The organism is Bradyrhizobium tropiciagri, assembly GCF_001189845.1.
In the GTDB taxonomy this organism is placed as follows: Bacteria; Pseudomonadota; Alphaproteobacteria; order Rhizobiales; family Xanthobacteraceae; genus Bradyrhizobium; species Bradyrhizobium tropiciagri.
The window spans coordinates 13788-27737 of record NZ_LFLZ01000097.1; the positions used below are offsets into that span (position 1 = coordinate 13788).

The 13950-nt window shown below is 65.2% G+C and carries 13 protein-coding genes and 1 pseudogene; 6 read left to right on the top strand and 8 right to left on the bottom strand.

Annotated features, from left to right (window positions below):
• Window positions 1-5 precede the first annotated feature (5 nt).
• On the top strand, window positions 6-575 hold the full coding sequence (locus AKN84_RS40395) for a hypothetical protein (protein WP_128971599.1): 570 nt from the start codon (window positions 6-8) through the stop codon (window positions 573-575).
• 19 nt (window positions 576-594) lie between these two features.
• Here AKN84_RS40395 and AKN84_RS40400 read toward each other — a convergent pair whose 3' ends face one another.
• Window positions 595-2460, bottom strand: a complete 1866-nt coding sequence (locus AKN84_RS40400) for an ABC-F family ATP-binding cassette domain-containing protein (RefSeq protein ID WP_050425935.1) — start codon at window positions 2458-2460, stop codon at window positions 595-597.
• 81 nt (window positions 2461-2541) lie between these two features.
• Here AKN84_RS40400 and AKN84_RS47630 point away from each other — a divergent pair, with 81 nt between their 5' ends.
• Window positions 2542-2850, top strand: a complete 309-nt coding sequence (locus AKN84_RS47630) for a hypothetical protein (protein ID WP_050425936.1) — start codon at window positions 2542-2544, stop codon at window positions 2848-2850.
• Window positions 2851-2954: 104 nt separating this feature from the next.
• Here AKN84_RS47630 and AKN84_RS40410 read toward each other — a convergent pair whose 3' ends face one another.
• The gene (locus AKN84_RS40410) at window positions 2955-3209 is read right to left on the bottom strand and encodes a hypothetical protein (RefSeq protein ID WP_050425937.1); all 255 of its coding nucleotides are present in this window, start codon (window positions 3207-3209) and stop codon (window positions 2955-2957) included.
• A 349-nt stretch (window positions 3210-3558) separates the two neighbouring features.
• Here AKN84_RS40410 and ndk point away from each other — a divergent pair, with 349 nt between their 5' ends.
• Window positions 3559-3981, top strand: a complete 423-nt coding sequence (gene ndk / locus AKN84_RS40415; protein WP_050425938.1) for a nucleoside-diphosphate kinase — start codon at window positions 3559-3561, stop codon at window positions 3979-3981.
• 112 nt (window positions 3982-4093) lie between these two features.
• Entirely contained in the window at window positions 4094-4933 is an 840-nt protein-coding gene (locus AKN84_RS40420) for a TerC family protein (protein ID WP_050425939.1), read from the top strand.
• A gap of 13 nt (window positions 4934-4946) precedes the next feature.
• Here AKN84_RS40420 and ppx read toward each other — a convergent pair whose 3' ends face one another.
• From ppx to AKN84_RS40440, 4 genes are all read right to left on the bottom strand, one after another.
• Window positions 4947-6449, bottom strand: coding sequence for an exopolyphosphatase (gene ppx, locus AKN84_RS40425; RefSeq protein ID WP_050425940.1), 1503 nt, complete (start codon window positions 6447-6449; stop codon window positions 4947-4949).
• A 12-nt stretch (window positions 6450-6461) separates the two neighbouring features.
• On the bottom strand, window positions 6462-8669 hold the full coding sequence (locus AKN84_RS40430) for an RNA degradosome polyphosphate kinase (protein WP_050425941.1): 2208 nt from the start codon (window positions 8667-8669) through the stop codon (window positions 6462-6464).
• 132 nt (window positions 8670-8801) lie between these two features.
• A complete protein-coding gene (locus AKN84_RS40435) occupies window positions 8802-9479 on the bottom strand; it encodes a P-loop NTPase family protein (RefSeq protein WP_050425942.1) in 678 nt (225 codons plus the stop codon).
• A 95-nt stretch (window positions 9480-9574) separates the two neighbouring features.
• Window positions 9575-10117 carry a CDP-alcohol phosphatidyltransferase family protein gene (locus AKN84_RS40440; RefSeq protein ID WP_050425943.1) on the bottom strand — a complete coding sequence of 181 codons (543 nt, stop codon included), beginning with the start codon at window positions 10115-10117 and terminating at the stop codon, window positions 9575-9577.
• A 160-nt stretch (window positions 10118-10277) separates the two neighbouring features.
• Between AKN84_RS40440 and purM the strand changes: the two are divergent.
• Both purM and purN read left to right on the top strand, forming a co-directional pair.
• Window positions 10278-11350, top strand: a pseudogene (purM, locus tag AKN84_RS40445) (phosphoribosylformylglycinamidine cyclo-ligase).
• On the top strand, window positions 11347-11997 hold the full coding sequence (gene purN, locus AKN84_RS40450) for a phosphoribosylglycinamide formyltransferase (protein WP_050425944.1): 651 nt from the start codon (window positions 11347-11349) through the stop codon (window positions 11995-11997). Before purM ends, purN begins: the two are co-directional and overlap by 4 nt.
• Window positions 11998-12093: 96 nt before the next feature.
• Here purN and AKN84_RS40455 read toward each other — a convergent pair whose 3' ends face one another.
• Window positions 12094-12297, bottom strand: coding sequence for a cold-shock protein (locus AKN84_RS40455; protein WP_021079877.1), 204 nt, complete (start codon window positions 12295-12297; stop codon window positions 12094-12096).
• Window positions 12298-12624: 327 nt separating this feature from the next.
• Window positions 12625-13773 carry a ribonuclease D gene (gene rnd / locus AKN84_RS40460; RefSeq protein ID WP_050425945.1) on the bottom strand — a complete coding sequence of 383 codons (1149 nt, stop codon included), beginning with the start codon at window positions 13771-13773 and terminating at the stop codon, window positions 12625-12627.
• Window positions 13774-13950 lie beyond the last annotated feature (177 nt).

Genomic DNA, 13950 nt, shown 5'->3' on the forward strand with positions numbered 1-13950 from the left:
GAGCCTTGTCGATCGTGCGAGACGGAACATTCAGTCGGAAGTCGCTGCTGGCGTTGCTGGTGCTTGCACCTGGCCTTGCCGGCTGTTCGGGCGCGTCCGACATCTTTTCGCGCGATGCAGACTGGTTCTCGCGGCCCGGACGGGTGTTCATCCGCAACATCTCGATCGAATCGCCGCCGCTGACGCCGGACAAGCCGGTGACCAACGATGACCTCGTCAGTGCCGACGGCAGCTGTCCAGGCATGGCACCCCCGCCGGGCGCTGCCGATGCGAACGCGCAGGCTCCCGGTGCTCCGCCGCCGCAGCCGACCGGCGGCAGCGTCGCACTCGGCCACACCGAATGTGACGTCGTGCGCGGCATCGGCGCCCCCGATAGCGTGAACCTGTCGAACGGACCTGGCGGCGAACGCGTCGCGGTGGTGACCTGGTCGCGTGGCGCACGCGCCGGCATCTATACGTTCTCCGGGGGGCGCCTTACGTCCGTCGAACGCGGCCCCGATGCTGCGCCGGAGCCGAAGGTCGCGAAGCCGGCGAAGAAGAAGCCGAAGAAGCCGGCGCCAACCTCGAACGGTTGAGCCGCAACCCGCGACGACGCTAGTTCGCGGCCTCGTCGAGTTCGGCGCTGGCTTCCAACCATTCTTCCTCGGCGCGTTGCAGCGCGCTCTCGGCGCCGGCGCGCGCCTTGGTCAGCTGCGCAGCCTGCTTGGGATCGCGCGTAAAGATATCGGGCAGTGCGAGCGCGGTATCGATCTTGGCGATGATGCCGTTGATGCGCTCGATCTCGCTCTCGGCCTGCGTCACCCGCTGCCGGGGTGAAACGCGCCTTTCATTGCGGATGCGCTCCGGCTTTGCGGCGATCTCCTTGGCGCGCTCGCGCAAGGCCGTCCGTCCGTCATTGGCCGACAGGATCATGCGGCGATATTCGTCGAGATCGCCGTCATATGCCGTGACGGTCTGGTTCGCCACGACCCACAGCCGGTCGGCGCAGGCCTCGATCAGATAGCGATCGTGCGAGACCATGATGATGGCGCCGGGGAATTCGTTGATCGCCTCCGCCAGCGCCGCACGGCTGTCGATGTCGAGATGGTTGGTCGGCTCGTCCAGGATGATCATGTTGGGGCCGTAGAACGTCGCAAGCCCCAGCAGCAGCCGCGCCTTCTCGCCGCCCGACAGGCTCTTCACCAGCGTGTCGCCGGCCTTGCCGGAGAAGCCGATCGCGCCGACGCGGGCGCGCACCTTGCTCTCCGGTGTCTCGGGCATCAGCTTTCGGATGTGATCATAGGGCGAGCCGTCGAGATTGAGCTCGTCGACTTGGTGCTGCGCGAAATAGCCGACCGACAGCTTGTCCGCTTTTGTGATCCTGCCCGAGAACGGCGCGAGCTTGCCCGCCAAGAGCTTGACCAGCGTCGACTTGCCGTTGCCGTTGGAGCCGAGCAGCGCGATGCGGTCGTCGGTATCGATGCGCAGCGTCACGCGGTTGAGCACAGGCTTGCCCGGCTCATAGCCGACCGAGACGTCATCGACCGCAATGATCGGCGGCGACAGCAGCTTCTCGGGCGCCGGGAACGAGATCTCGTGAACGTCCTGGGTCACCAGTGCGGTGATCGGCTTCATCCGCTCGAGCATTTTCACGCGCGACTGCGCCTGCCGCGCCTTGGAGGCCTTGGCCTTGAAGCGGTCGACGAAATCCTGCAGGCGCTTGCGCTCATCGGCCTGCCGCTTGGCGTGCTTGGCATCGAGCAATTCGCGCGCGGCGCGCTGTTCCTCGAATGAGGAATAGGTGCCCTTGTAGAGTGTCAGCCGGCCGCGATCGAGATGCAGGATCTGATCGACCGAAGTATCCAGCAGATCGCGGTCGTGGCTGATCACGATCACCGTGCGCGGGTAATTCGCGAGGTGGTTCTCGAGCCACAACGTGCCCTCGAGATCGAGATAGTTGGTCGGTTCGTCCAGCAGCAAGAGGTCGGGTGCCGAGAACAGCGTCGCTGCCAGCGCGACGCGCATGCGCCAGCCGCCGGAAAATTCCGCGCACGGCCGCGCCTGGTCTGCGGTCGAGAATCCGAGGCCGGAAAGAATCGCCGCGGCGCGGGCGGGAGCGGAATGGGCGTCGATATCGACCAGCCGGGTCTGGATCTCGGCGATCCGGTGTGGGTCGTGCGCGGTCTCGGCCTCGCGCAGCAGTGCGTCGCGCTCGAGGTCGGCCTTCAGCACGACGTTGATCAGGCTTTCCGGTCCGTCGGGCGCTTCTTGCGCCAGGCTGCCGATCCGCCAGCGCGGCGGCAGCGCGATGCTGCCGCTCTCGGTCGGGAGGTCGCCGCGGATGGCATGAAACAGCGTCGATTTGCCGACGCCGTTACGGCCGACAAATCCGACGCGCGCGCCGGGCACGATCTGCACAGAACTGTGATCAATCAACAGCCGTCCGGCGATCCGGATTGAGATGTCAGTGATGGAGAGCATGCAGCGTTGTCACCGGACCCGCTGCCAAACGCAACCCGTCTACTTGTAAAAATCTCTCCGGACGGCTGTTGCAAAAACGCAATGGGGCTGCTGGTGAGCCCGCAATACCTAATGGTGATCGTTTTCCCGCCGTTGCATCTCCTCGAGGAGTTGCTGGAGGCGGGACGAAAGCGCGGGCTCTGGCCGCAAGCTTTGCTGCAGCCGTTCACCCACGGCGTCGCAGATGTAACGGCAGGTCTTGCGATCAATCTGATCGGGGTCGTTGTTGATCTCGGTTATCGTCATGACACGTCTTTCGGCGAGTTCCACCTCGCATGTTCGAGTAGCTCCTCGCCAAGACAAGTCACGACCCCCGAATTTGGTTTCCGCCCCGCCTTACTCTTGCCTTGAGGTAGTGAGGCGCATCACCCGGTTGGGTTCCCCGGCCAGAAAAAAGCCCCGGCGCGAGGCCGGGGCTGAGTTCAGTCAGGGGAGCAGGCGATAGAGTTGGTGGATCAGTAGCAGCGATTGACCAGGCGCCAGCGGGGACCCCACGGGGTCGGCACCACGCGGCGCACGTAGCAGCCGCCGTAGCCATATCCGTAACCGCCGTAGTAGGCCGGACCGCCGACGATGACGCGCGGGCCACCCCACCAGCCGTGGTGCCATCCACCGTGCCAGCCGCCCCAAGCCGAGGCGGAGGTCGGGGCGAGCGCGGCGGCGCCGAGCGAAATTGCGGCAATGGCGGCAAGCGAAATCTTGCGTAACATGATCGTCTCCTCGAGCTATGGGCGCGCGCGGCGCGCCCGCGGTGACATCGTTTCCCGAGACGTCCTGTGAGGCTTGCGGATGGGGGGCCAGCAAGGCGTCCGATCAGTCGAGAGCCTATGCGGGTGGAGCTGAACGGCGGCGGCACGGCACTGACAGAATGGGTTCACCTAGGTGAAATCGCGGTAAGCCAGCCGAGCCGCGCCTGTCCGGAGGCCGCCCGGACGACGGTTTTCGCCGCGAAAATCCATCGAAACTAAAGGCTAACGCGTCACAGGGTCGCTTGCCGTTACCCGATCGCGCCGATATAAGCCCCGGCAACTCCCAGCCACCGTTTACAAGGACGAAATCATGGCGATTGAACGCACCTTTTCGATCATCAAGCCCGATGCCACCGAGCGCAACCTGACCGGCGCGGTCAATGCGGTGATCGAGAAGGCGGGCCTGCGGGTCGTGGCGCAGAAGCGCATCCAGATGACCCGCGGCCAGGCCGAGACCTTCTACGCCGTCCACAAGGCGCGCCCGTTCTTCGGCGAGCTGGTCGACTTCATGACCTCCGGCCCTGTGGTAGTCCAGGTGCTGGAAGGCGAGGGCGCCATCTTGAAGTATCGCGACGTGATGGGCGCGACCGATCCGTCGAAGGCCGCCGAAGGCACCATCCGCAAGCTCTACGCGAAGTCGATCGGCGAGAACTCGGTGCACGGTTCGGATGCGCCGGAGACCGCGGTGATCGAGATCGCGCAGTTCTTCGCCGGTAACGAAATCGTCGGCTAACGACGTACAACTGAAAGTGACACGGTCTCCCTAAGGAGACCGTGTCGAAATAGACTGGGGTGCGGCGGACGACCGCCGCCAGGGGCGGCCGCAAGGCCGAATAGGACTCGCTGTGGACTGGCTGTGGCAGATCTTTGATCCGGCGTACATCGGCGCGTTCTTCACCGAGTTCAAGAACGAGATGGCGACGCCGACCTTCTGGGTCGCCGTCGGCAAGATCATCTGGATCAACGTGCTGCTGTCGGGCGACAATGCGCTCGTGATCGCGATGGCCTGCCGCGGGCTCGCGCCGCGCCAGCGCCTGTGGGGCATGATTCTCGGCGCCGCCGCGGCGGTGCTGCTGCGCGTCATCTTCACCGGCATCGTCGCCAGCCTGATGGAGCTGCCCTACCTCAAGCTGGTCGGCGGACTGGCGCTGATCGTGATCGCCGCCAAGCTGCTGGTGCCGGAGCAGGAGGACGAGGACAGCGTGCATGCGGCCTCGCATCTGTGGGCCGCGGTTCAGATCGTCGTCGTCGCCGACATCGTCATGAGCCTCGACAATGTGATCGCGGTGGCGGCGGCCGCCAATGGCAGCGTGCCGCTGCTGGTGCTCGGCCTTGCGATCAGCGTTCCCCTGATCGTTGCCGGCGCGGCGCTGATCATGGCGCTGCTCACCAAGCTGCCGATCCTGGTCTGGGCCGGCGCGGCGTTGCTCGGCTGGATCGCGGGTGACGTCATCGCGACCGATCCGGCCGTGCATCCGAAGCTCGATGCGCTGTTCGCCGGACCGCTCGGCGCCAAGCTCGATTCCTGGCTGACGTCGATCGGGATGTCGCCGCAATTCGGCCATGGCGGCAGCGGCGGCGAGATCACGCTCGCGGTGCTCGGCATTGTCGTGGTGCTGGCCATCGGATCGATCTGGCGCCGTCACGCGCTCAGAAAGGCCAAGCACGCCGCCAAGGCGGCGTGAGCGGGATTTTTCCCTAGCGCCGCACGATCGAGCCGGCGCGCCCGACCAGCCGCGCCAACTGCCTGAAGCGGCTGCCGACGCGATCGGCGACCAGATCCACCATCCGGTGCTCGAACACCAGCATCAGCTTGCGGCCCTGGGTGCGGAAGTGCGTCGCCGGCAGCACGCCGGTGCGCGCCGCCGTGATCAGATGTGCGACGCGGAACGCGGCGCCGAGCACACGCGCGCGCTCGTCCATCGCCGGCGTCACCAGCGCACGGATCTGCGGCGGCGGTTCGTTCTCCTCGCTGAGGCCGGCGTAGCGATAGAATACCGAGAGCGCGACGAAGGCGCGCCCCTGATGCGTGATCGAGCCGAAATTGCCGTTCATGATCAGGCTAAGGGTTTCCTCGCCGCGATGATCGGGATGCACCCGCCAGCCGATGTCGGAGAGCAGGCAGGCGACGTGACGCAGCCTGCGGTCTTCCTCGGTCTCGCGCAGCCTGACCACGCGCACCAGGCGGTCGGTCCAGGCGGTCAGTTCCTTGGCGTGGCGGGCGGAGCGCGACAGCAATTCGTTGAGGTTCTGGGCGGCGCAGGCCAGCCCGTCCTTGGCGCGCTCGGCCGGCGGCAGCATCTCGTAGAGCAGGCCCTCGCGCACGCCGAAGGTCGAGAACACGATGGTCTTCGGCTGCGCGACGCGGATGATGTATTCGAGCACGAGGGCGGCGTAGGCCAGCAGCGGCCGCCGCGCATCGGCGATCGATTCGATATTGGCCAGCATGTTGGTGGCCGCGAGCCGCCGCAGCCGCTGCGCGAAATCGAGCGCGTCGACGGCCGGAATCGAATAGCCGTGCATCACCTTGAGCGGATAGCCGCTCTGGATGATGTGGATGCGCGCGAGCGCGCGCCAGGTGCCGCCGACCGCGTAGAAGGTGCGGCCGCGGCCGGTCTTGAGCTGGGTGACGCCGAGCAGCTCGTTCTTGACGATGCGTTCGGCGCGTTTGAGCGATTTGTTCGAGAGGTCCTGCAGCGCCAGGCTGCCGAGCGGCAGAGTCACGCCGCTGCGTACGCGGTTGCCCTTGACATCGATCAGCTCGAGCGAGCCGCCGCCGAGATCGCCGACGATGCCGTTCGGATTGTGCACGCCCGAGACGACGCCGAGCGCCGACAGCTTCGCTTCACGCGGTCCGGTGAGAATCTCGATCTTGGCGCCGCAGATGCGCTCGGCCTGGGCGATGAAGTCCGGACCGTTCTTGGCATCGCGGCAGGCCGCGGTCGCGATCGCGTAGACGCGGCCGACCTGCTGGATCCTGCACAGCGCGCGAAAGCGGCGCAGCGCGGTGAGCGCCTTGTTGACCGCATCGGTTGCGAGCAGGCCGGTGCTCTGCACCTCGCGCCCGAGCCCGCACAGCGCCTTCTCGTTGAAGATGGTGATGAGGCTGCGCGCCATCGACTCGTAAACCACGAGACGAACCGAGTTCGAGCCGATATCGATCACAGCGACGCTGGAAGCGCGCTTCCGCGGCCGCTTCACAGGAATGCCTCCTTAAGACGACGATGGCTGCTGACGCTCGGTGCGACGCGTGAGACGGCGCGGTGAAGATTCCTTGAGAGACTTACCACGGCCGGACAGACTCGGATTTGTCATAAAATAGTCATGCAGGTTGAAAGGCTCTTCGCCTTTCGCGGCCTTCATACGCGTTGACGATCCGTCGGGCAACAATTGCCAGCTCTGCTCGGTGTCCTTCAGGTTCGCGACCATGATCTGTTCGAGAACCTGCTGATGCACCGTAGGATTTTGCAGCGGACAGAGAACCTCGACGCGGCGGTCGAGGTTGCGCGGCATCATGTCGGCGGACGAGATATACACAGCAGCTTTTGTGCTCGGCAGGCCCTGGCCCATGCCGAAGCAATAGATTCGGCCGTGTTCCAGGAACCGGCCGATCACCGATTTGACGCGGATGTTCTCCGACAATCCCGGCAGTCCGGGCCGCAGGCAGCAGATGCCGCGCACCACGAGCTCGACCGAGACGCCGGCCTGCGAGGCCTCATACAGCGCGTCGATGATGTCGGGGTCGACCAGCGCATTCATCTTCATCCAGACCGCGCCGGGCCGGCCGTGCTTGACATGGGCGATCTCGCCATGGATGTGCTCGATGATCCGCTTGCGCAGCGTCAGCGGCGACACCGCCATCTTCTCGATGTCGCTCGGCTCGGCATAGCCGGTGATGTAGTTGAACACGCGCGCGACGTCGCGGCCGATGATCGGATCCGAGGTGAAATACGAGAGGTCGGTGTAGATGCGCGCGGTGACCGGATGATAATTGCCGGTGCCGGTGTGCACATAGGTGGTGAGGTTGCCGCCCTCGCGGCGCACCACCATCGACAGCTTGGCATGCGTCTTCAGTTCGATGAAGCCGTAGACCACCTGCACGCCGGCGCGCTCGAGGTCGCGCGCCCAGCGGATATTGGCTTCCTCGTCGAACCGCGCCTTCAGTTCGATCAGCGCGGTCACCGACTTGCCGGCTTCGGCGGCCTCGGCGAGCGCACGCACGATCGGCGAGTTGTTCGAGGTGCGATACAGCGTCTGCTTGATCGCGACCACGTCGGGATCGCGCGCCGCCTGTTGCAGGAACTGGACGACGACGTCGAAGGATTCGTAGGGGTGGTGGACCACGAGGTCCTTCTGCCTGATAGCGGCGAAGATGTCGCCGCCATGGTCGCGCACCCGCTCGGGATGGCGCGGCACATAGGGCGGGAATTCGAGGTCGGGGCGATTGAGGCGGGTGAGCTGCGACAGCTCGTTCATCGCGAGCACGCCGTCGACCAAGATCACCTCATCGTCCGCTGCCGACAAGGCGTGCTGCACGAAGACGCGCAGCTCCTCGGGCATCGAGGCCTCGATTTCGAGCCGGATCACCGACCCGCGCCGGCGGCGCTTGAGTGCAGTCTCGAACAGGCGAACGAGGTCTTCGGCCTCTTCCTCGATTTCGAGTTCGGAGTCCCTGATGATGCGGAACGCGCCCTGACCCTTGACGGTGTAGCCGGGGAACAGGCGGCCGATGAACAGGCCGGTGGCCTGCTCGAGCGTGATCAGGCGCGCCGGCGCGCCTTCCTTCGTGGTCGGAATGCGAAGGAAGCGGTCGATCTTGCCGGGCATGCGGATCAGCGCGTTCATCGCCTTGCCGTCGGCGATCCGCGACAATTGCAGTGCGACCGTGAAGCCGAGGTTCGGGATGAACGGGAAGGGATGAGCCGGGTCGATCGCCAGCGGGGTCAACAGAGGAAAGATGTTGTGGAGGAAGTGATCCTCGATCCAGGCACGCTCGGACTTGGTGACGTCGCGGCCATCGACCAGCTGGATGCCGACCTTGGAGAGGATGTCGCGCAGGTCGCTCCAGATCGCCTGCTGGTCGGAGGCGAGCTGCGACACCGTCTTGTTGATCATCACGAGCTGCTCGGACGGCAGCAGGCCGTCCGGGCTGCGCTCGGCGATGCCCTCGCGGACCTGCGCCTTGATGCCGGCGACACGGACCATGAAGAATTCATCGAGATTGTTCGCCGAAATCGACAGAAAGCGGACCCGCTCCAGCACGGGATGGCCTGTGTTGACCGATTCCTCGAGCACCCGCCGGTTGAAGTGCAGCCAGGAGAGCTCCCGGTTGATGAATCGCTCGGGGCTGGTCGCGATCGCGGGGACGGGCGGGAGTTCCGCCTCTTTCTCTTTGATTTCAGATGCTTGTGCCGAGTCCATCAAGTGCTGGTCCAATTCGGGGCAGGGGGCCGGAGCGGTCTAGCCGAAGGCCGCAGAGACCATGTGATATTGCGATGACGTTTCGATGACATTGATGTTCCGCCCGGCCGCGCCGTCAAGCCGCAGGTCAAATCAGGCGTCCCGCAACAGCTCCGCCGCCAGCGCCCGGGTGACCGGCCGGCCAAGCCGCAGCGCTTCGGTATCGAGCAGCTCGACCGCCTGCCGGACGGCGGTATAGGAGCGCTCGATCCGGTTGGTCAGGTAGCTGACCAGCGGCTCGTCCACACTCATCTGGCGGTCGGCGCAGAATTTGACGATCAGGCCGCGGAACAGCTGGTCGTCGGGCGGCAGCAGCGTCACGGTCGGCACGGCGCGAAGCCGCGACCGCAGGTCGCGCAGCTCGATCTCGAATGCCGACGGCGGGACGCGTGCCGTGATCAAAACGAAGGCATCGTCCTGGCGCGCCAGATTCATCAGATGAAACATCGCGCGCTCGTCGAAATCCGACGGCCGCAGATCCTCGATCACCAGCGCGCCGGTCGCGAGCGCCGTCGGCACCGCCTCGGCCGTTAGTGCATGCGCCGCGGTCGAGCGGGCGCCGGCGCTCTCGGCCCAGATCGCGGCGAGGTGGCTCTTGCCGGAGCCGTCGGGCCCGACCAGCAGCATGATTCGGTTCGGCCAGTCGGGCCAGCCGTCGATCAGCGCCAGCGCGGCCTCGTTGGCGGGCCCCTCGAGGAAATCGTCGCGGGTCAGTTTCTCCTCGTGCGGCAGGGCCAAGGCCAATTGACGAGGTTGAACGCTACCGGCCACGCAAGTCTCCAAACCACTTCACTTCTAGCATGATCCCTGCGCAAACGCTTCGCGTTTGTCGCGGGAAAACCGGTTTCCACTTTTCCGGATCGTGCCTACCGAGCCTCGATCGTGCTCATGTGCCGCACCCACTCCACGAGATAGAGGGACACCGAACCCAAAGTAAAGATCGTGACCAGGGCCATCAGGATCCAGTCGTAGGGATGCGGCTCGAAGCCAAATCCGAGCGAGGCCAGCACCAGCGCCGCGAAGCCGACCTGCGCCACCGTGTTCAGCTTCGACACCATCAACGGCTTCATCTCGACCGGCTTGTCGAACAACCATGACACAATCACGGCGGAGACGATCATGATGTCGCGCGACACCACGAGAATCACGATCCAGCGCGGCACTGCGCCCCAGATTCCGAGCGCGACATAGATCGACACCAAGAGCGCCTTGTCGGCGAGCGGGTCGAGCAGGGCGCCGAGCTCGCTCGTCATGTTGAAGCGCTTGGCGAGGAAACCGTCGACCGCGTCCGACACGCCGGCGATCACGAAGAGCGCGAATGCGATCTCCATCTGGCTGGACACGATGGCCCAGACGATCACCGGCACCAGGATGATGCGGCCGAGGGTAATGATGTTCGGAATGCTCAACTTGAATCGCTTCCCGGCTAGAAGCCTGATTTTACTCGATATCCGGCTCTTTTCAGCTGCGGCCTTATGTTATCTACATAGTATCGCAGCAGCATCGCCGCGAGCCATTGCACGGGGGCGGAATTCCTCGTAACCAGCCCCTAATCATCTGGAATTGGGCATGACCGAGCGCAAAAACGGGCTCACTTACGCGGATTCGGGTGTCGATATCGACGCCGGCAATCGTCTGGTCGATCTGATCAAGCCGATGGTGCGGGCCACCGCACGGCCGGGCGCGGACGCGAAATCGGCGGATTCGGCGGGCTGTTCGACCTCAAGGCCGCGGGCTTCAAGGATCCTGTGCTGGTGGCCGCGACCGATGGTGTCGGCACCAAGCTGAAGATCGCGATCGAGACCGGCATCCATGGCGGCATCGGCATCGACCTCGTCGCGATGTCGGTCAACGACCTTGTCGTGCAGGGCGCGGAACCGCTGTTCTTCCTCGACTATTTCGCCTGCGGCAAGCTGCATCCGGAGGCCACGGCGCAGATCGTCGCCGGGATCGCCGAGGGCTGCCGCGAATCCGGCTGCGCGCTGATCGGTGGCGAGACCGCCGAGATGCCCGGCCTCTACAAGGACGGCGATTACGACCTCGGCGGCTTTGCGGTCGGCGCGGCCGAGCGCGGCACCTTGCTGCCGACCGGGGATATCGCGGCCGGCGACGCCGTGATCGGGCTGGCGTCCTCGGGCGTGCACTCCAACGGCTATTCGCTGGTGCGCAAGATCGTCGAGCAATCCGGCGTGGCCTATGACGCGCCGGCGCCGTTTGCGCCGGTCATGACGCTCGGCGCAGCGCTGCTGACGCCGACCAGGCTCTATGTGAAGTCCTGCCTGCGCGCGATCCGCGACACCGGCGCGGTGAAGGGGCTCGCCCACATCACCGGCGGCGGCTTCACCGACAACATTCCGCGCGTGCTGCCGAAGCATCTCGGGGTCGGCATCGACCTGGCGCGGCTGCCGGTGCTGCCGGTGTTCAAATGGCTGGCCGAGCAGGGCGGCATCGCCGAGCTCGAGCTGCTGCGCACCTTCAACTGCGGCATCGGCATGATCGCGATCGTCAAGGCCGATGCGGTCGATGCGGTGACCGAGGCCTTCACCGCCGGCGGCGAGACCGTGACGCTGCTCGGCGAGGTGATCGAGGCCAAGGATGATCATCGCGTGGTCTATCACGGTCATCTCGATCTCTCGCGATGAAGCGCCGCACAGCCATCCTGATCTCCGGCCGCGGCTCCAACATGGCCGCGCTGATCGAGGCTGCGAAGGCTGCGGACTTTCCGGCCGAGATCGCGGTCGTGATCTCCAACCGCGCCGACGCGCCCGGGCTGGAGAAGGCGGCCGCGAGCGGCATTCCGACCATCGTCATCGCGAGCAAGCCGTTCGGCAAGGATCGCGCCGGCTTCGAGGCGGTGCTGCAAAAGGCGCTCAACGACAACAAGGTCGAGCTGATCTGCCTTGGCGGTTTCATGCGGCTGTTCACCGCCGACTTCGCGCGGCACTGGTACGGGCGGATGCTCAACATCCATCCCTCGCTGCTGCCGTGTTTCCCCGGCCTCGATCCGCACGGCCAGGCGTTGCGTGCAGGGGTCAAGCTGTCCGGCGCGACGGTGCATTTCGTGATCCCGGAGACCGATGCCGGACCGATCGTGATGCAGGGCGCGGTGACCGTGGCTGACGATGACACGCCCGAGACGCTCGCCGCACGCGTGATCGGAATCGAGCATCGCATCTATCCGGAAGCGCTGCGGCTGCTGGCCAGCGGCCGGCTCAAGCTGGAAGGTGATCGCTGCAGGACGCACGGCAGCGCCGCAACCGCCAGCACGTTGATCGCGCCGGCGCCTTAAGGCGCGTCGCCTACGTCAAAGCAAATCCCTGAGAAGTATCCCCCGGGGTGATGCGGCCGGGGGAGGCATCAGGATGAATTCCGCTAGCAGCCTCGATCAGTGAACCTTGAGGTTCTCTGCCGACGCCTTGCCGCGGTTCTCCACCAGCTCGTACTCGACGGTCTGGTTCTCGTTGAGTGTGCTGAGGCCTGCGCGTTCGACCGCCGAGATGTGGACGAACACATCCTTGTCACCGACGGCCGGCTTGATGAACCCGTAACCTTTGGTCGGGTTGAACCATTTGACGGTACCCTTCGGCATCGTCTCTCTCCCAGTCTAGACATAAAAAAGACGCGGCCACGTTTTCCACGTGCCACGCCACAAGCGGGCTTTCCGCTGTCTGTTCAATTTCCGGTTCTTCAGATCCAAGGTCTTCAAGTCCGCAGTTTCGCCTCTCGAAGCCTTGGATAGAAACGTCGTGAAAAGCACAGTCGAACGGCCGCAATCCGATTGTGAAGGGATTGCAACACGAAAATTGCGCCTTAGCAAGCGCGGTGGTTTTGCGTGACGCAACCTCAGCCTGTGCCGGCCGAACCACAGGCCCAAGGCGTTCGGCCAGTGGCCGACGGTCGGATGGAACCTGGGGCGCTAGCCCCGATCCACCCGCACCACGCGGCCCTTGTCGATCGCGAGCGCGAGCTGGCCGTGCTTGAGCTTGAGTGCGGCTTCGCCGAACAATTCGCGCCGCCAGCCGTGCAGGGCGCCGACCTCGGCCTGATCGCTGGCCGCGATCTGTTCGAGGTCGTCGACGGTGGCGATCACCTTGCTGGCGACGCCGTGGCGCTCCGAGGTCATGCGGAGCAGCACCTTGAGCAGCTCGACGGTCGCCGCACCGTTGGAATTGTTTCTGGGCTTTTCCAGCTTGGGCAGCGTCGCCTGGTCGCGGGCCAGCCCGCGCTGCACCGCGGCGATGATGTCGGCGCCCCATTTCGAGCGCTCGAAACCCTTCGGCAGCGAACGCAGGTTGCCGAGCTTCTCCAGCGAGGTCGGCGCATGGGTGGCGATGTCGCCGACCGCATCGTCCTTGAGCACGCGCGAGCGCGGCACGTCGCGGCTTTGCGCCTCCTGCTCGCGCCAGGCCGCGACCTCGATCAGCACCGCGAGCTCGCGCGGCTTGCGCACGCGGGTCTTGAGCCGCTCCCAGGCACGCTCGGGGTGGAAGTCGTAGGTCTTCGGCGAGGTCAGGATCTCCATCTCCTCGCTGACCCAGTCGCTGCGGTCGCGCTTGCGCAAATCGGCATCGAGCGCCGCGAACACCTCGCGCAGATGGGTGACATCGGAGACGGCGTAATGCAGCTGCTCCTCGGTCAGCGGGCGGCGCGACCAGTCGGTGAAGCGGTGGGTCTTGTCGGGGCGATGGCCGGTGACGCGGTCGACGAGTTGGTCATAGGCGATGCTGTCGCCATAGCCGAGCACCATGGCCGCGACCTGGGTGTCGAAGATCGGATGCGGGATCGTGCCGGAGAGGTGCCAGACGATTTCGATGTCCTGCCGCGCGGCGTGGAAAACCTTCAGCACGGCCTCGTTCGACATCAATTCGAAGAACGGCTTGAGGTCGATGCCGGGCGCCAGCGCGTCGACCACGACGGCTTCATCCGCACTCGCCATCTGCACGACGCAGAGCAGGGGATAGTAGGTCGTCTCCCGCAGGAACTCGGTGTCGACGGTGATGACCTTGTGTTGGGCGAGCCGATCACAGGCGGCGGCGAGGTCGGAGGTCGTGCTAATCAGATCCATGAAATGTCCATGACGGCTTGACCACACGCGTTCTGCCGAAAGGGCAGCTATGTCAAGGGTCTTGCAGGGATTTTGGCCCTGCACGGGGTGAGGGACAGGGCATTTTTGAAATGATTAGGCGTGATTCGAGGGGGTTTTCGGCCTGATCGTGCCGCGAATTCGTCAGTCGTGCTGGCG